General features: G+C 76.7%; 14 protein-coding genes. 10 read left to right on the top strand and 4 right to left on the bottom strand.

Translation table 11 applies throughout. The annotated features are described in order from the left end of the window. Positions 1-5: 5 nt before the first annotated feature. The 7 genes from IEY94_RS15805 (at position 6) to IEY94_RS15775 (ending at position 9,755) form a co-directional block, all read left to right on the top strand. Complete coding sequence (locus tag IEY94_RS15805) at positions 6-2,018, top strand: sensor histidine kinase (protein WP_229784064.1); 2,013 nt, start codon at positions 6-8, stop codon at positions 2,016-2,018. Between the two features lie 194 nt (positions 2,019-2,212). Further along, complete coding sequence (locus IEY94_RS15800) at positions 2,213-3,802, top strand: GNVR domain-containing protein (RefSeq protein ID WP_189170926.1); 1,590 nt, start codon at positions 2,213-2,215, stop codon at positions 3,800-3,802. After that, positions 3,799-5,196, top strand: coding sequence for an O-antigen ligase family protein (locus tag IEY94_RS15795; RefSeq protein ID WP_229783992.1), 1,398 nt, complete (start codon positions 3,799-3,801; stop codon positions 5,194-5,196). Before IEY94_RS15800 ends, IEY94_RS15795 begins: the two co-directional genes overlap by 4 nt. Beyond that, positions 5,193-6,416, top strand: a complete 1,224-nt coding sequence (locus IEY94_RS15790) for a hypothetical protein (protein WP_189170925.1) — start codon at positions 5,193-5,195, stop codon at positions 6,414-6,416. Before IEY94_RS15795 ends, IEY94_RS15790 begins: the two co-directional genes overlap by 4 nt. Further along, positions 6,413-7,297 carry a sulfotransferase domain-containing protein gene (locus IEY94_RS15785; protein ID WP_189170924.1) on the top strand — a complete coding sequence of 295 codons (885 nt, stop codon included), beginning with the start codon at positions 6,413-6,415 and terminating at the stop codon, positions 7,295-7,297. The genes IEY94_RS15790 and IEY94_RS15785 overlap by 4 nt, the downstream gene beginning before the upstream one ends. Continuing rightward, on the top strand, positions 7,294-9,009 hold the full coding sequence (locus IEY94_RS15780) for a lipopolysaccharide biosynthesis protein (RefSeq protein WP_229783989.1): 1,716 nt from the start codon (positions 7,294-7,296) through the stop codon (positions 9,007-9,009). Before IEY94_RS15785 ends, IEY94_RS15780 begins: the two co-directional genes overlap by 4 nt. Then, the gene (locus IEY94_RS15775) at positions 9,006-9,755 is read left to right on the top strand and encodes a methyltransferase domain-containing protein (RefSeq protein WP_189170923.1); all 750 of its coding nucleotides are present in this window, start codon (positions 9,006-9,008) and stop codon (positions 9,753-9,755) included. The genes IEY94_RS15780 and IEY94_RS15775 overlap by 4 nt, the downstream gene beginning before the upstream one ends. A gap of 139 nt (positions 9,756-9,894) precedes the next feature. On the opposite strand, the gene IEY94_RS15770 is transcribed toward IEY94_RS15775, so the two are convergent. Next, positions 9,895-10,722 (bottom strand): WecB/TagA/CpsF family glycosyltransferase, encoded by an 828-nt coding sequence (locus IEY94_RS15770; protein WP_229783986.1) that lies wholly within the window; start codon positions 10,720-10,722, stop codon positions 9,895-9,897. A gap of 61 nt (positions 10,723-10,783) precedes the next feature. Between IEY94_RS15770 and IEY94_RS15765 the strand changes: the two genes are divergently transcribed. Then, the gene (locus IEY94_RS15765) at positions 10,784-11,917 is read left to right on the top strand and encodes a sulfotransferase (protein WP_189170922.1); all 1,134 of its coding nucleotides are present in this window, start codon (positions 10,784-10,786) and stop codon (positions 11,915-11,917) included. Further along, positions 11,914-12,834 (top strand): glycosyltransferase, encoded by a 921-nt coding sequence (locus tag IEY94_RS15760; protein ID WP_189170921.1) that lies wholly within the window; start codon positions 11,914-11,916, stop codon positions 12,832-12,834. The genes IEY94_RS15765 and IEY94_RS15760 overlap by 4 nt, the downstream gene beginning before the upstream one ends. A 108-nt stretch (positions 12,835-12,942) precedes the next feature. On the opposite strand, the gene IEY94_RS15755 is transcribed toward IEY94_RS15760, so the two are convergent. Beyond that, on the bottom strand, positions 12,943-14,160 hold the full coding sequence (locus tag IEY94_RS15755) for an NADP-dependent isocitrate dehydrogenase (protein WP_189170920.1): 1,218 nt from the start codon (positions 14,158-14,160) through the stop codon (positions 12,943-12,945). A 399-nt stretch (positions 14,161-14,559) separates the two neighbouring features. On the opposite strand from IEY94_RS15755, the gene IEY94_RS15750 reads away from it, so the two are divergent. Continuing rightward, complete coding sequence (locus IEY94_RS15750; RefSeq protein ID WP_189170919.1) at positions 14,560-14,940, top strand: VOC family protein; 381 nt, start codon at positions 14,560-14,562, stop codon at positions 14,938-14,940. A 139-nt stretch (positions 14,941-15,079) separates the two neighbouring features. Here the strand turns inward: IEY94_RS15750 and mdh are convergent, their stop codons facing one another. After that, complete coding sequence (gene mdh, locus IEY94_RS15745; RefSeq protein WP_189170918.1) at positions 15,080-16,030, bottom strand: malate dehydrogenase; 951 nt, start codon at positions 16,028-16,030, stop codon at positions 15,080-15,082. 226 nt (positions 16,031-16,256) lie between these two features. Then, entirely contained in the window at positions 16,257-17,117 is an 861-nt protein-coding gene (locus IEY94_RS15740; RefSeq protein ID WP_189170917.1) for a bifunctional methylenetetrahydrofolate dehydrogenase/methenyltetrahydrofolate cyclohydrolase, read from the bottom strand. Positions 17,118-17,196 lie beyond the last annotated feature (79 nt).

Raw genomic sequence — 17,196 nt, 5'->3', positions numbered from 1 at the left:
CGGGCGTGGCGGTCCAGGACGCGCTCGCGTGGCTCACGGCCGCGCTGTCGCTGGCGCTGACCGGGTACGCCGCCCTGCGCTACCGGCGCCGGCGGGACCCGATCGCCGGGCTGATCGCGCTGATCTTCCTGGTCGGCGCGGCGGTGTCCGTCGTGGAGAGCGCCCGGCTGGTCACCGGGCGGCCGCTGGTCGCCGCCGTCGCCGCGGTGTCGGCGCTATACCTGCTGCGGCCGTACCTCGTCCTGCGGCTCGCCGACACGATGCGCCCGGTCGACCGCTGGGTGCGCCGGGCCGCGTGCGCCGGCGCCGTCGCGCTGTTCCCGCCGCTGCTGCTCGTCGAGCGGCCGGTGCCGCCGCTGCTCGGGGCGGCGTACGCGGCGCTGTTCGTCGGCGCCGAGGTCGTCGCCGCGCGGACGCTGGGCGCCGAGGCCCGGCACCGCCGCGGGCTGTCCGCGCTGCGGCTGCGCGCCGGGGCGCGCGGCTCGTGGGCGCTGGTCGCGGTCGTGGCCGTCGCCGCCGGTACCGGGCTGCTCGGCTGGACGGTCACGCCGGGCGCGCACATCGTCGGCGTGACGCCGGCCGGGGTCGCGGCCGAGGTGCTGTACCGGCTGCTGCTGCTCTCCTCGGCGGGGGCGTACTTCGTCGCGTTCGTGCCGCCGGACCGGCTGCGCCGGCTGTGGTCGGCCGCCGCCCTGCACCGCGTGCACCGGCGGATCACCGACGCCCCGGCCACCGAGCCGGCGGACCGGCTGTGGCACCGGTACGCCGCGGCGGTCCGCGACGCGACCGGCGCCGACGCGGTCGACGTCCTGCTCCCGGGCCCGGCCGGCGGCCCGCCGCGCCGCGCCGCCGGGACCGCCGACCCGGCCGCCGCCCCCGGCCGGCCGGCCGCCGCGGACCTCGCCGCGCTGCTGGCCGCGCCGCAGCCCGTGCTGCTGCGCCCCGGCGGGCGCGGCGGCCCGCTCGCCGCGCGCTACGCCGCCGCCCGCCCCGGCGCCCGGCTGACCGCGGTGCCGCTGCCCGGCGGCGGCGCGCTGGTCGCCCTGAACCGCGGCCGCAGCCTGTTCGCCGAGGACGACCTGCTGCCGCTCGCCGACGCGGCCCGGCAGGTCGCCGTGCTCGCCGAGCGCGGGGCGCTGCTGGTCCGGCAGCGGGCGCTCGCCGACGAGCTGGCCGCCTCCGTCGCCGCGCTGACCGAGGCGCACCGGGCGAAGAACGAGTTCCTCGCCGCGATGAGCCACGACCTGCGCACGCCGCTGCACGTGATCATCGGATTCAGCGACCTGGTCCGGGCGGACCTGGCCGAGACCGACCCGATCCAGGCCGACTGGGTCGCGCACATCCACCGCAGCGGCCGGCACCTGCTCGCGCTCATCAACGACCTGCTGGACCTCGCCAAGATGGAGTCGGGGCGGGTCGAGCTGGACCGGCGCCCGGTGCGGGTCGACGCGGCGATCAACGAGCTGCTCGCCGCGCTGCACCCGATGATCGCGGACCGGGCGCTGCGGGTGGACGTGCGGGCCGCCCGGCTCACCGCGTCGGCCGACCCGCTGCGGTTCCGGCAGATCGTGGAGAACCTGCTGTCCAACGCGATCAAGTACACGCCGCCGGGCGGGCGGGTCACCGTGACCGCCGCCGCCCGGGGCGCGGACGTGCTGGTCCGGGTCGCCGACACCGGGGCCGGCATCGACCCGGCCGACCAAGACCTCGTCTTCCGCGCGTACGGGCGGGTGGGCCCGGAGCGGGCCGGCAGCACCGGGCTGGGGCTGGCGATCGGGCGGCGGCTGGCCCGGGCGCACGGCGGGGACCTGACGCTGTCCTCGGCGGCCGGGCGGGGCTCGACGTTCACGCTGACGCTGCCGGGCGCCCTGCTCGACCCTCCCCCGACCGACCCGCCCCCGCCGGCCACAGCGCCGCCGGGTGCGGCCGACGCCCCGGGTGCCCGGGCGGGCGCCCCGACCGGCGCCCCGGCGGGTGCCCGCGCGGGTACCGCGGGCGGCGCCGCCGACGCGCGGTAACGCGACACGCCAGGTTCACCCAGAAGCGGATCTCCCTCACATCTGGGGGAACAATACGGACAAATTAATAACTAACGGTGGTAATCGGGCGTTGGGTCAGAGAAAGCTGCCCGCACGCCGCCCCCACCGGCGCTCCGGCCGACCCTCACTCGGCCCTCCGAACGGGTACCCGACACCAGCACGAAGGGGCCTGCATGCCCGTCCTCGCACCGGGACCTGCCACCGTGCCCGACTACGTCGGACTCCTCCGCCGGCGGGGCTGGCTCGTCCTCCTGCTGACCTGCCTGGGCGTCCTCGCCGCGGACTTCGTCGCCCGGACGGTGCCGCGCACGTACGAGGCGACCACCTCCGTCCTCGTCCAGCCCGCCGGGCAGGACACGAACGTGGTCGGCGGGCGGACCAAGGACGCGATCAACCTCGACACCGAGGCGCAGGTCGTCCGCTCCGACGCGGTGGCGGCCGCGGCGGCGGACCTGCTCGGGCGGACGGTCACCTCCGACCAGCTCGTCGCCTCGGTCGGGGTGGAGGTGCCGGCGAACACCACCGTCCTGCGGGTCAGCGTCACCGGCCCGACGCCGCAGCAGGCGCAGGCGCGCTCGCGCGCGGTCGCCGCGGCGTACCTGGCCAACCGCGAGGCCACCGCGCGGGCGGTGCTCGGCGGGCAGGGGCGGGCCTTCGGCACCCGGCTGCACCAGCTCAACGTCGCGCTCACCCGGGTCAACCGGCGGCTGGCGACCGTCCGCGGCGGCGCCGGGCGGCCGCAGTTGGAGAGCCAGCGGCAGACGCTGGTCAACCAGATCAACAACCTGGCCGAGAAGAACAACCAGCTCACCACGGCCACCGTCCGGGTCGGCCGGGTGATCAGCGACGCCGCGCTGCCGGACACCCCGATCGCGCCGAACCGGATGCTGTACCTGGCCTCCGGCGCCATGGCCGGCCTCATGCTCGGCGCCGGGGTGGCGCTGCTGCGCGAGCGGTTCGGCCGGCGGATCCGGCACACCGGCGACGTGCGGCGCCGCACCGGCGTACCGGTGCTGGCCGCCCTGGACGCGCGCACCGCGCCGGCCGGGCTGCTCACCCCGCACGGGCCCGGCGGCCGGATGTTCCACCGGCTGCGCAACGAGGTCATCGCCGGCCTGGACGGCGACTCCCGGGTCATCCTCGTCACCAGCACCGTGGACGGGCCCAGCGGCGTGCTCGTCGCCGCCAACCTGGCCGCCGCGCTCGCCCGCACCGGCGACGACGTCGTGCTGGTCAGCACCCACCGGGCGGCGAGCAACGAGCTGGCCGTCCTGCTCGACCTGCCGGACGGGCCGGGCCTCGGCGCGGTCGCCGAGGGCGAGGCGAGCGTCGCCGACGCGGCCCACCCGTGCCCGCAGGTGCCGGGGATGCGGGTCCTGGTCACCGCCGTCAAGGACGCCGACCCGCTGACGGCGCCGACGCTGCGCACCGCGCTGACCGCGGTCCGCGACTGCGGCGAGTACGTGGTGATCGCCGCCCCGGCCACCACCACCGGCGCCGAGGCGCAGAGCCTGGCCAGCGACGCCGACGCCGCGATCATCACGGTGCCGCTGCACCTGACCGGCCGGGTCCAGCTCATCGACGCCGAGGAGCAGCTCCGCCGGGTCGGCGTCCGGCTGCTCGGCGCGGTGATCCTGCCCCGGGCGTTCCGCCGCCCGCGCACGGCGCCCGCGCCGATCCGCGCGCTCGACGTGGCGGTCCCGGCGCCGGCCCGCCCGGCCGACGCGCCGCGCGCCGCGGTGCCCGCCCCGAGCCGGCGGTGACCGCGCCGGCCCCGGCCGCCGGCCCGCCGCGCGCGGCCACCGACCCGCACCCGACGGTCGCCGGGCGGCACGCCGGCGGGCTGCGCCCGCTGCCGGCCTGGCCACTGGTCGCGCCGCTGGCCGCGTTCCCGCTGTGGTGGGCGCTCGGCCTGGGCGTGCTGGTCTTCTCGCTGGCCGCCGTACCGATGGCGTACCTGCTCCTGCGCGCCCACCGCAGCGGCCGGGTGCTGCGCACGCCGCCGGGCTTCCTGTTCTGGCTGGTCTTCCTCGCCGCCGTGGTGATCGGCCTGGCCGCGCTGGACGCCGACCCGCCCGGCACGGTGCCCGGCGCGATCGGCGACCGGCTGTTCGGCGCCGGGTACCGGATCAGCCAGTACGGCGTGGCCACCGTCGTCCTGCTCTACGCGGGCAACCTCGCCGAGGCGGAGCTGCCCCGGCGCCGGCTGGTACAGCTCCTCGGCTGGCTGTTCGGCGTGACCGTGGCGGGCGGCTTCCTCGGCATCGTCGCCGGGCACTTCGCCTTCACCTCGCCGGTGGAGCTGCTGCTGCCGGCCGGGGTGCGCAACCAGCCGTTCGTGCAATCGCTGGTGCACCCGTACGCCGCGCAGATCATGGACCTGGTCGGCGGCGCCGCCCCCCGCCCGGCCGCGCCGTGGGGGTACACGAACACCTGGGGCAACAACTACTGCCTGCTGGTCGGCTGGTTCATCGCCGCCGTCTGGGGCCGGCTCGGCCGCCCCGGCCTCAAGCTGCTCGCCGCGGGCGTGCTCGCGGCCAGCATCGCCCCGGTGATCATCTCGCTGAACCGCGGGCTGTGGATCGGGCTGGCCGTGTCCGCGGTGTACGTCGCCGTCCGGCTGGCGCTGCGCGGGAACCTGGCCGCGTTCGGCGCGCTCGCCGGCGCCGTGCTGCTCGCCGGCGGCCTCGTCCTGGCCACCCCGCTCGGCGACGTGCTGACCGCGCGGCTGGACAACGGCAAGTCCAACGGGGTGCGCTCGTACCTGGCCGAGAAGTCCGTCGAGGGGCTGCTCGCCACCCCGATCGTCGGGTACGGCTCCACCCGCAGCACGCTGGGCGGCCGCAACTCCATCACCGTCGGCGAGCGCGCCGACTGCGCCCGCTGCGGCAACTTCACCATCGGCGGCACCGGGCAGCTCTGGCAGCTCCTGTACGCGCACGGGCTCGCCGGCACCATCGGGTACCTCGGCTTCCTCGGCTACGGCCTGTGGCGGTTCCGCCGCGACCACACGGCGGTCGGCCTGGCCGGCAGCGTCACGCTGATCAGTTCGCTGGTCGCGACGCTCTGGTACAACGCCCTGGTCACCCCCCTGATTTTCACGTTTCTCGGGTACGCGCTGCTCTGGCGCCAGCACCTCCGGGGGTCTTCCGCATGAGTCCACTCCAGACCGCACCGGCCGGCCTGACGGCCGACGACCGCGACCGGCGCGCCGCGTACCTGGAGGAGGTCCTCGGCGTGCTCTACCCGCAGACCCGGGCGATAGCCCGCCCGGCGCCGGACGCGGTGGCCGCGTACGCGCTGGTGCCGCACGCCCGCCGGCCGGTGCTGATGGTGCCGGTGGCGTCCCGCCGGGTCGCCGCCGCGGCCGTCCGCCGGTACGCCGAGCCGGGCTCCCGGCTGGCCCGGCTCAAGCGCGAGGCGGTGATCGCCGCGCTGCGCACCGGCGCGGACGCCGTGCTGCTGCCGGACCGGGTCACGGTCACCGGCGACCCGGCCGGCACGATCGACGGGTACCTGTCCGCCGCGCTCGGCGCCGAGCTGCACGTCAGCGTGCACATCGGCCCGGCCCGGGCCAACCGCAAGCCGGTCCTGCAACTGATCACCCCGGCCGGCGAGACCGTCGCGTACGCCAAGCTCGGCACCGGGCCGCTGACCCGCACGCTGGTCCGGCACGAGGCGGCGGCGCTGACCGCGCTGGCCGACGCGTCGCTGACCCGGCTGCGGGTGCCGCAACTGCTGCACCACGGCCAGTGGAACGGCCACGAGGTGCTGGTCCAGTCGGCGCTGCCGGTCTGGCTGCCCCGGGCGCCGCTGACCGACGACAAGCTGGCCGCCGCGATGCGCGAGCTGGCGCACGCCGGCGCGGTCGGCGCGGGGCCGCTGGGGGCGAGCGCGTACTGGCGGGACCTGCGCGCCCGGCTCGCGCTGCTCACCGACACCGCCGACGGCGCCACCCTGGCCGACGCGGCCCGCACGCTGGTCGACCGGCACGGCGCCGCGGAGCTGCGGTACGGCGGGTGGCACGGCGACTGGTCGCCGTGGAACATGGCCACGCTGGTGGACACGCTGCTGGTCTGGGACTGGGAGCGGTACCGGGTCGGCGTCCCGATGGGCTTCGACGCCGTCCACCACGAGCTGCAGAAGCGGCTGGCCGGCACGACCGACGCGACCGCCGCGCTGACCCGCACGCTGGCCCGGCTGGACAAGCTGCTGCCGGAGGTGCCGCCGGACGCGCGGGAGGTGACCGCGCTGCTGTACCTCGTGGACCTCGCCGCCCGGTACCTCGCCGACCGGCAGGCCGAGGCCGGCGCCCGGCTGGGCGTGCTCGGCACCTGGCTGCTGCCCGTCCTGGTGGCCCGGGTGGCGGACCGATGAGGCTGATCACCGGGGACCGGGTGCCCATGCCGGTCAAGCAGGTCGCGCACGCCGGCTGGCGGACGTACGGGCGGCTGACCGCCGACGACCGGATGCTGCCGTCGTTCCTCATCTGCGGCGGCCAGCGCTGCGGCACCACGTCGCTGTACCGGGCGCTCGCCGCCCACCCGGCGATCCTCAAGGCCGTGCTGCACAAGGGGGTGCACTACTTCGACACCGGGTACGCGCGCGGCCCGCAGTGGTACCGCGGCCACTTCCCCACCCAGCGCGCCGCCGCCCGGGTGCGGGCGGCGACCGGGGTGAACCCGCAGACGTTCGAGTCGAGCCCGTACTACATGTACCACCCGCTCGCCGGCCGCCGGATCGCCGCCGGGCTGCCGAAGGCGAAGCTGCTGGTGCTGGTCCGGGACCCGGTCGAGCGGGCGTACTCGCAGCACGCGCACGAGGTGGCCCGCGGCTTCGAGCCGCTGACCTCCTTCCCGGACGCGCTGGCCGCCGAGCCGCGCCGGCTGGCCGGGCAGGAGGAGCGGCTGGCCACGGACCCGGCGTACTACAGCTTCAGCCACCAGCACCACGCGTACCTGGCCCGCGGCGAGTACGCCAGCCGGCTGGCCAAGCTCGCCGACGTGCTCGGCCGGGAGCGCATCCACGTGGTCGAGAGCGAGCGCTTCTTCACCACGCCGGAGAAGGTGTACGACGAGGTGCTGGCGTTCCTCGGCCTGCCCTCGATGGGGTACCCGGACTTCGCCCGGCACAACGCCCGCCCGCGGCCGGCGCCGATGGACCCGAACCTGCGGGCCGCGCTGTGGGACTACTACGCGCCGTACGACGAGCACCTGGGCCACTGGCTCGGCCGCCCGCCGATCTGGCGCCTGCGGTGACCCGGGCCGCCCCGCCCGCCCCCGCGCCTCCCCCGGCCCCGGCCGCACCGGACGACCCGGCCGCACCGGACGGGCCGCTCACGCCGGACGGTCCGGCCGCCGCAAGCGGCCCGGCTGCGGCGGTCGGCGCCGGTGGGCAGGCCGGCGCCGACCGCGGGGAGACCGCGGCCGTGGCGCGCGGCGGGGCGGCCAACCTGGTCGGCGGCGGCGTCGCGGCCGTCTGCGGCGTCGGCGTCACCTGGGCGGTCGCCCGCGGCCTCGGCCCGGCCGCCGCCGGCGGCTTCTTCGCCGCCGTGGCCGCGTTCACGCTGGCCGGCGGGGTGGCCAAGCTCGGCACGTCGACCAGCCTGGTCTACTGGCCGGCCCGGCTGCGCGCCGGCGGCACCCCCGAGCTGCTGCGCGAGGGCCTGCGCGCCGGCCTGGTCCCGGTCGGGCTGGCCGCGGCCGCGCTCGGCGGGCTGCTCTGGTGGGCGGCGCCGGCCATCGCCCGGGCCACCGCCGAGGGGCACGACCCGGCGCTGGTCGCCGAGCCGCTGCGGGCGCTGGCCGTCCTGCTGCCGGCGGTGGCGCTGGCCGACACCCTGCTCGCCGCGACCCGCGGGTACCGGGCGATGCGCCCGACCGTCCTGCTCGACCGGCTGGCCCGCCCGGCGCTGCAACTCGTCGGCGTCGGCGGGCTGTGCCTGCTGGCCGGGCACCGGCCGGTGCCGCTGTGGGCGTTCGCGCTGGCCTGGGCCGGGCCGTACCTGCCGACCGCGCTCGCCGCGGCCCGGCACCTGCGCCGGGTGCACCGGGCCGCCGTCCGGGCCGGCGGGCCGCGGCCGCCGGTGGACCGGGCCGGGCGGCGGGCGTTCCGCCGCCGGTTCTGGGCGTTCGGCTGGCCGCGCGCGGTCGCGTCCGTCCTCCAGCTCGCGCTCCAGCGGGTCGACGTGCTGCTGGTCGCCGCGCTCGGCGGCCTCGGCCCGGCCGCCGCGTACGCCGTCGCCGGCCGGTTCGTCGTCGCCGGGCAGCTCGCCAACCAGGCCATCTCGGTGGCCGTCCAGCCGCGGCTCGCCGAGGCACTGAGCACGGGCGACACCGCCAGGGCCGGTGAGCTGTACCGGGTCGCGACCGGCTGGCTCGTCCTCGCCACCTGGCCGATCCACCTGCTCGTGCTGGCGTTCGCGCCGCTGTACCTCGGGCTGTTCGGCCCCGCGTACGCCGGCGGCGGCGCGGTCGTGGCCGTGCTCGCCGGCGCGATGCTGCTCGCCACCGGCTGCGGCATGGTCGACATGGTCCTGGCCATGGGCGGCCGCACCCGGTGGAACCTGCTCAGCGTCGGCATCGCGCTGGCCGCCCTCGTCGCCGTCGGCGCGCTGGCCATCCCCCGGCTCGGCGCGCTCGGCGCGGCCCTCGGCCTGGCCGCGGCCATCGCGGTGAACAACCTGCTGCCGCTCGCCCGGGTCCGGCGCGAGCTGGGCCTGCACCCGTTCGGCCGGGGCACGCTGGCCGCCGCCGGGCTGGCGGTGGCCGCGTTCGGCGCGCTGCCCGCCGCGGCCACGGCGCTGCTCGGCCGCGGCTGGGCCGGGCTCGGCGCGGCGCTGGTGCTGGGCGGCGCCGCGTACGCCGCCGGGGCCCGGCTGCTGCGCCGCCCCCTCGCGCTGGACGCGCTCCGCACGCTGCGACCGCGGGGAGGCCGCGGCGCCGGACCATCCACCGAGGGGGTTGCATGACCGCGACGACCGACTACCCGGCCGTCTTCACCGACGAGCAGGCAGTGACCAAGTACGCCGACGAGGTGTACGCGCCGGGCAGCTACAGCTCGATCGTCAGCGCGCGGCAGCGGCGGTACCTGCGCAAGCTGGTCGCCCGCGAGTTCCCGTACCGCCGGCCGGTGCAGCACGACTTCGCCTGCGGCACCGGGCGCGGGATGCGGATGCTGGCGGGGCTGGTGCGCACGGCGTACGGGTACGACCCGTCCGAGCAGATGCTGGACCGGGCCCGCCGGGACGGCACGGTCGGCGACCTGCGGGTGATCCCGGCCGACGGCCCGGTGCCGCTGCCCGCGGCGGCCGACGGCCCGGCCCTGGTCACGGTGTTCCGGCTGCTGCTGAACGTGCCCGCCGAGGTGCGCGACCGGGCGCTGGCGTTCGCGGCGGCCGCCCTGCCGCACGCCCACGCGGGCCTGCTCGTGCTGGAGAACCACGGCAACCGGCACTCGCTGCGGCACCTGCGGCACCGGGGCAAGTCCACCTGGTACGCCGAGCTGTCCCACGCCGAGGTGGCCGACCTGCTGGCGCGGCACGGGTTCGAGTTGGAGCGGGTGCGCGGGTGCACGCTGTTCCCCCGCGGCTGGTACGGGCGGGCGTGGCTGCGGCTGCTGGTCCGGCCGGTGGACGCGCTGCTCACCCGGCTGTCGGTGGCGGACCGGTTCGCGGTGACCGTCCTGTACGTCGCCCGCCGGGTGCCGCCTGCCTGACGCGGCCGGGCTTCCCCGGTTCGTTCGGACGGTGGGGAGGGGCGGGTGCCCCGGCAGGGGCGGTCAGGCTTGATCCCCTGCCGGGGCACCCGCCCCTCCCCACCTCACGTCCGTACGCGGGGTGCCGGGTGGGGACGGGTCAGTCCGCCGGGGGGCGCTGGCCGGGGCGGTAGCGGGTGAGGGTGGCGCCGGCCAGGAGGCGCAGGGCGTACGGGGCGTCGTGTCCGATGTAGCGGGTGGCCAGCCGGCGGGGCTCGCTGGCCAGCCGGTGGGCCCACTCCAAGCCGCTGCGCTGCATCCACTCCGGGGCGCGCACCCGGTCGCCGGCGACGAAGTTGACCGCGGCGCCGCAGCCCAGGTACCAGGCGCCCGGCAGCCGGCGGCGCAGCACCGAGATCACCGACTCCTGCTTGGGGAAGCCGACGCCCACGCAGACCAGGTCCGGGGCGGCCCCGGCCACCGCGGCCACCACGGCGTCGAGCCGGTCGGGGTCCCGCTCGAACCCGTACGGCGGGCTGTGCGCGCCCGCGATCCGCAGGCCGGGGTACGCGTGGGCGAGCTTGACCGCCGCCCGCAGCGCCCCGTCCGGACCGGCCGGGTCGCCGTCGCCGTCGCGCGGCTCGCCGCCCAGCACGTACAGCGAGCGCCGGTCGCAGGCCAGCCCCGCCGCGAGCGAGAGCAGCAGGCTGGACCCGGCCACCCGCTCGGGCAGCGGCGTGCCGGCGAGCCGGCTGGCCCAGACCAGCGGCATCCCGTCGGCGACGACGAGGTCCGCGTCGGCCAGGTACCCGCGCACCGCGGGGTCCCGCCGGGCCTGGCGGAGAATGTCCACGTTAGGGGTGATGATCCGACCACCCAGGCCGTCGCGCAGGGCGGCCCGGACGGCGGCCACGACCTCGTCCTCCGTACACGCGTCGAACCGCCCGGCGCCGACGGCCACCTGCGCGAACGTGTCATGCTGCGACAACTCTCGCCCCCCGACCCCTAATCGATCGTTCTATGGGTATAACGACTAGAAAAGGGTCAAAGTGGCATCTGTCCTCTTTTTAGGGGGGCTCGGGCGTAGCGGGACCACCCTGCTCGAACGCACCCTCGGCGAACTGCCCGGCGTCGTCGCGCTCGGCGAGGTGGTCCACCTCTGGCAGCGCGACGTCCGCGACAACGAGCGCTGCGGCTGCGGCGCCGCGTTCGCCGACTGCGCGTTCTGGACCGCGGTGGGCGAGGAGGCGTTCGGCGGCTGGTCCGGCGTGGACGTCGACCGGGTCCTGGCCCTGCGCGACGCCGTCGAGCGCACCCGGCACATCCCGGCGCTCGCCGGCCGCCGGCTGCCCGCGCGGCGCCGGGCCGACGTGCTCGCGTACGGCGCGTACTACGCCGCGGTGTACCGCGCCGCCGCCACCGTCACCGGCGCGGCCGTGCTGGTCGACTCGTCCAAGCACAGCGCGCTCGCCCACGTGCTGCGCTGGCTGCACCCCGGCGCGCTGGACCTGCGGGTGGCGCACGTCGTGCGGGACCCGCGCGGCGTCGCGTACTCCTGGACCCGGACCGTCGCCCGCCCCGAGGCCGAGGGCGAGCAGATGACCCGCTACTCCCCCGCCCGCAGCGCACTGCTGTGGACGGCGCACAACGCGGCGCTCGGCCTGCTCGGCCGGCGCGGGGTGCCGCTGACCCGGCTGCGGTACGAGGACTTCCTCGCCGACCCGGCCGGCACGCTGCGGCACCTGGCCCGGTTCGCCGGGCTGCCGCCGGGCGCCGACCCGGACTTCCTCGGCCCGGGCCACGTCGACGTCCGCCCCGGCCACAGCGCCGCCGGCAACCCGATGCGGTTCACCTCCGGCCGGATCGCGCTGCGCCGCGACGACGCGTGGCGGGCGGCGCTGCCCGCCGGCCAGCGCCGGCTGGTCACCGCGCTGTGCGCGCCGCTGCTGCACCGGTACGGCTACCCGCTGCGCGTCCCCGCCCCCGCCGCCGCTCCCCCGCCGCCACCGCGCGACCCGGCTGCGGGCGACCGCCCGGCGGGTACGGGCGACCCGGCGCCGCGGCGCGACCCGGCGGCCGGCAGCGGCGCCGCGGCCCGGCGGGATCCGGCGGCCGCGGCGGGAACCGGCGGCGCGGCCGGCGCGGTCGAAGCCGGCGGCGTGCGGGCGGGAGGTGGGCGGTGAGCGGGGCGTGGCCGTCGGTCGGCGTGGTCGTGCCGACCCGGGACCGGCCGGAGCTGCTGCGCCGCGCGCTCGCCGCGATCGCCGCGCAGGACTACCCCGGCCGGCTGACCACGGTCGTCGTGCACGACCGCACCGAGCCGGACCAGAGTGTCGCGGCCGACGCCGTCCGGGTGCTGGCCAACACCCGCGCGCCGGGCCTGTCCGGCGCGCGCAACACCGGCATCCTGGACCTGGACACCGAGTGGGTCGCGTTCTGCGACGACGACGACGTGTGGGCGCCGGCCAAGCTGCGCCGCCAGGTCGAGCTGCTGCGCACCCGGCCGGAGGCGGAGTTCGCGACCTGCGCGATCGAGGTCGAGTTCCGCGGCGCGCTCACCGCCCGCCGGGCCGGCACCGACCGGGTCGGGGTCGCCGACCTGGCCCGGTCCCGGATGGCGATGCTGCACGCCTCGACGTTCCTGGTCCGCCGGGACAGCCTGGTCGCCGCCCGCGACCGCGGCATCGGCCTGGTCGCCGAGGACGCCCCCGGCTCGCAGAACGAGGACTGGGACCTGCTGCTGCGCGCCGCCCGCCGCCGCCCGATCGCCCACCTGGACGAGCCGCTGGTCCGGGTGCTGTGGGGGCGGACGTCGCAGTTCGCGTACGAGTACGGCACCAAGATCACGTCACTGCGCTGGATGCTCGGCCGGCACCCGGAGATCCGGGAGAGCCGCCCCGGCGCCGCCCGGGTGTACGGGCAGCTCGCCTGCTGGTCCGCCGCGGCCGGCGACCGCCGGCAGGCGTGGCACTGGACCCGGCAGACGGTCCGGCACAACTGGCGCGAGCCGCGGGCGGCGATCGCGCTGGCCGCGCTCACCGGCGCGGTGCCGGTCGACCGGGTCCTGGCCACGCTGCACCGCCGCGGCCACGGCATCTGACGGACCGGAGACGACGGGAGCGCGCCACCCCCGCGGGGGTGGCGCGCTCCGACGTCGAACGGACGGACCGGCCGGGCGAGCGGGGCCCGGCCGCGGGTCAGCCGGCGGTCAGGCCGCCAGGCGCTGGGACAGGTTGGTGTCCAGCGCCGCCATGAACTCGTCCGTGGTCAGCCACGGCGCGTCCCGGCCGATCAGCAGCGCGAGGTCCTTGGTCATCTGGCCGGACTGGACGGTGTCGATGCAGACCCGCTCCAGCGTCTGGGCGAACTCCGTCACCGCCGGGGTGTTGTCCAGCTTGCCCCGGTGGGCCAGGCCGCGGGTCCAGGCGAAGATCGACGCGATCGGGTTCGTCGAGGTCTTCTCGCCCTTCTGCCACTGCCGGTAGTGCCGGGTGACCGTGCCGTGCGCGGCCTCGGCCTCGACGGTCCGGCCGTCCGGGGTCATCAGCACCGAGGTCATCAGGCCCAGCGAGCCGAAGCCCTGCGCGACCGTGTCCGACTGGACGTCGCCGTCGTAGTTCTTGCAGGCCCAGACGAAGCCGCCCTCCCACTTCAGCGCGGCGGCCACCATGTCGTCGATCAGCCGGTGCTCGTACGTGATGCCGGCGGCCTTGAAGTCGCCCGCGAACTCGGCCTCGAACACCTCGGCGAAGATGTCCTTGAACCGGCCGTCGTACGCCTTGAGGATCGTGTTCTTCGTCGACAGGTACACCGGGTAGTTGCGGGCCAGGCCGTACCGGAACGAGGCCCGGGCGAAGTCCCGGATGGACTCGTCGAAGTTGTACATGCCCATGCCGATGCCGCCGCCGGGGAACTTGGCGACCTCGAACTCCATCGGCTCGGTGCCGTCCTCCGGGGTGAAGGTCACGGTCAGCGTGCCCGGCCGGTCCACCACGAAGTCGGTGGCCTTGTACTGGTCGCCGTGCGCGTGCCGGCCGATGATGATCGGCTTGGTCCAGCCGGGGACGAGCCGCGGCACGTTCGACATGATGATCGGCTCGCGGAACACGACGCCGCCGAGGATGTTGCGGATGGTGCCGTTCGGCGAGCGCCACATCTTCTTCAGGCCGAACTCGGCGACCCGGGCCTCGTCCGGGGTGATGGTGGCGCACTTCACGCCGACGCCGTGCCGCTTGATCGCGTTCGCCGCGTCGATCGTCGCCTGGTCGTCGGTGGCGTCCCGGTGCTCGATGGACAGGTCGTGGTAGTCCAGCTCGACGTCCAGGTACGGCAGGACGAGCTGTTCGCGGATCTGCTTCCAGATGATCCGCGTCATCTCGTCCCCGTCGAGCTCGACGACCGGATTGTTCACCTTGATCTTCGCCATCCCGCGGGCGCTCCTCTCACACACGTCTGCCAACCGTACGAGCGTACTGCAACGTGCGGCACCCGGGTAAAGCCGCCCGCCGGTACCCGAGCGTAGTGGCCGCGGCGGCCGGGCCGGGGCCTGCCTACCCGCCCCGACGCCGGTCAACCAACCGACTGTGACAAATGTCTGACAGCGCCCGAATGCCCGAACCGGCTACCGTCCGCCCACGGTGGACCGCCCGCCGGCGCCGGGTTTCGGCCCGGGGCGCGGCGGACACGTTCGACCCGCCCGGCCGGTGCCGCGCCCGGCCGGCGAGCCGCCCGCGGCGGGGTCCGGCCAACGCGCACCCGGGCCCCCGCCGCGGGTCTAGCATCGCGGGAGAGGCAGGTCACGAACCACTCCACGAGGGGCTGGCACATGAGCGGACAGGTCGTGCACTTCGAGATCCCCGCGGACAACGTCGAGCGCGCCCGCGGCTTCTACGCCGACGTCTTCGGCTGGGTGGTCAATCCGATGCCGGAGATGAACTACACGATCGTCCAGACCACGCAGACGGGCGAGAACGGCCTGCCGACCAAGCCGGGCGCGATCAACGGCGGGATCTTCGAGCGCAAGGACCCGCTGCACCACCCGGTCCTGACCGTGGACGTGGCCGACGTGACCGACTCGCTGGAGCGGGTGGAGCGGGCCGGCGGCAAGACGGTGCTCGCCAAGCAGGCCGTGGGGGACATGGGGTTCGTCGGGTACTTCACCGACCCCGAGGGCAACGTCATCGGCCTCTGGCAGAACGCGAGCTGAGCCCGCCCGCGAGCCCCGCCGCCCGCGGCCGCGGCCCGCGCCGCGCCCGGAAAAGCTTGCCCGGCGCGCACCGCCCGCCGGGCGCCGCCCGCCGGGCGCGGCGGGCCGGGTGCCGCACCCCGGCCCGCGCGCCGACCGGTCAGAGGTCGGCGACGTCCGCCTGCTTGGCCCGGACGGCCTCGGCGGCCTCCTTGAGCCCGGCCAGCTCGGCCTCGGTCAGCGGGGTCTCGACCACCCGGCGCACGCCCTCGGCGCCGATCTCGGCCTCCACGCCCAGGTACACGCCGGAGATGCCGTACTCGCCGTCCACCCAGGCGCAGACCGGCAGGACGGCGCCGGAGTCCTCGGCGACCGCGCGGGCCATCCGGGCGGCGGCGGCCGACGGCGCGTAGAACGCCGAGCCGGTCTTGAGCAGCGCGACGACCTCGGCACCGCCGTTGCGGGTCCGGACGACCAGCTCCTCGACCTTCTCGGCCGGCAGCAGGTCGGCCAGCGGCTTGCCGTCCACGGTGCAGCGGGACGGGACCGGGACCATCGTGTCGCCGTGCGAGCCCAGCGTGAGCGTGCGCACCGAGCCGACCGGGACCTTCAGCTCCTCGGCCACGAAGTTCGTGAACCGGGCGGTGTCCAGCATGCCGGCCTGGCCCATGACCCGGTTCTTCGGGAACTGGGTGGCGAGCTGCGCCAGCGCGGTCATCTCGTCGAGCGGGTTCGACACGACGATGATCACGGCGTTGGGCGCGTACTTGGCGACGTTCTCGGCCACACCGCGGACGATCCGGGCGTTGGTCTCCAGCAGGTCCATCCGGCTCATGCCGGGCTTGCGCGGCAGGCCGGCGGTGATCACCACGATGTCCGAGCCCTCGATGACCTCGTACCCGCTGCCGTCGGTGCCGGTCGTCCGCCCGACCAGCTCGGTCTCGAAGCCCTCGACCGCCCGGGACTGGTTCAGGTCCAGGGCCAGGCCCTCCGGCTTGCCCTCGATGATGTCGGTGAGCACGACGGTGTCGAAGATGTCGTACTCGGCGAGGCGCTGCGCGGTGGTGGCGCCGTAGAAACCGGCGCCGACCACTGTGACCTTCTTGCCCATGTACCCTCCCGGGTGAGTCCGGCTCGGATGGCGATTGCCTACCGCGACCCTAATCCGCACCCCGCGGCGCCACCCGTCCGGGTCACCGCCGCCGCCCGAAGGCGCACCCGACGCGGCCCCCCATGGGGCCCGCCCGTCAGGCGCGCTCCGCGCGCTCCACCACCCGTCAGGCGCGCTCGGCGCGCTCCACCACCCGTCAGGCGCGCTCCGCGCGCTCCACCACCCGTCAGGCGCGCTCCGCGCGCTCCACCACGTTGGCCAGCAGCATCGCCCGGGTCATCGGGCCCACCCCGCCCGGCACCGGCGCCACGAAGCCGGCCACCCCGCGCACGTCCGGCGCCACGTCCCCGGTGTAGACGCCCTTGCCGTCCGCGCCGACGACCCGGGTGATCCCCACGTCGACCACGGCCGCGCCGGGCCGGACCAGGTCGGCGGTGATCAGCCCCGGTACGCCCGCCGCCGCCACCACGACGTCCGCGGCCCGGGTGTGCACGCCGAGGTCGGTCGTGCCGGTGTGGCACAGCGTCACGGTGGCGTTCTCGCTGCGCCGGGTCAGCAGCAGGCCGAGCGGCCGGCCGACCGTCGTGCCCCGGCCGACGACGACGACGTGCGCGCCGGCCAGCTCCACCCCGTACGCGCGCAGCAGGTGCACGATGCCGCGCGGCGTGCACGGCAGCGGCCCGGGATAGCCCAGCACGAGCCGGCCCAGGTTGATCGGGTGCAGGCCGTCGGCGTCCTTGTCCGGGTCGATCGCCTCGAGTACCCGCTGGGTGTCCAGGCCGCGCGGCAGCGGCAACTGGACGATGTAGCCGTGGCAGGCCGGGTCGGCGTTCAGCTCGGCGACCGCGGCGTCCACGTCGGCCTGGCCGGCGTCGGCGGGCAGGTCGCGGCGCAGCGAGGCGATGCCGACCTCGGCGCAGTCGCGGTGCTTGCCGGCCACGTACGCGTGCGAGCCCGGGTCGTCGCCGACCAGGACCGTGCCCAGCCCGGGGACGATCCCGCGCTCGGCGAGCGCCTTGACCCGCTGCCGCAGGTCGTCCTTGACCGCCGCGGCGGTCGCCTTGCCGTCCAGCACCGTCGCCGTCACCGGGCACTCCCTCCGCGCCCGCGGTGGGTCACGGGGCGCAGGCCCGATTTTCCCACGTCACCCGCCGTGACCGCGCGGC

This window comes from Pilimelia anulata (assembly GCF_014647895.1).
In the GTDB taxonomy this organism is placed as follows: Bacteria; Actinomycetota; Actinomycetes; order Mycobacteriales; family Micromonosporaceae; genus Pilimelia; species Pilimelia anulata.
This window is presented reverse-complemented; position numbering and strand designations above follow the sequence as displayed.

What these genes read in the sequence shown, in the direction of transcription:
- mdh (WP_189170918.1), bottom strand. Translation starts at nt 16,030, where the DNA reads ATGGGCAAGAAGGTCACAGTGGTCGGCGCCGGTTTCTACGGCGCCACC.
- IEY94_RS15800 (WP_189170926.1), top strand. Translation starts at nt 2,213, where the DNA reads ATGCCCGTCCTCGCACCGGGACCTGCCACCGTGCCCGACTACGTCGGA.
- IEY94_RS15785 (WP_189170924.1), top strand. Translation starts at nt 6,413, where the DNA reads ATGAGGCTGATCACCGGGGACCGGGTGCCCATGCCGGTCAAGCAGGTC.
- IEY94_RS15755 (WP_189170920.1), bottom strand. Translation starts at nt 14,160, where the DNA reads ATGGCGAAGATCAAGGTGAACAATCCGGTCGTCGAGCTCGACGGGGAC.
- IEY94_RS15750 (WP_189170919.1), top strand. Translation starts at nt 14,560, where the DNA reads ATGAGCGGACAGGTCGTGCACTTCGAGATCCCCGCGGACAACGTCGAG.
- IEY94_RS15790 (WP_189170925.1), top strand. Translation starts at nt 5,193, where the DNA reads ATGAGTCCACTCCAGACCGCACCGGCCGGCCTGACGGCCGACGACCGC.
- IEY94_RS15775 (WP_189170923.1), top strand. Translation starts at nt 9,006, where the DNA reads ATGACCGCGACGACCGACTACCCGGCCGTCTTCACCGACGAGCAGGCA.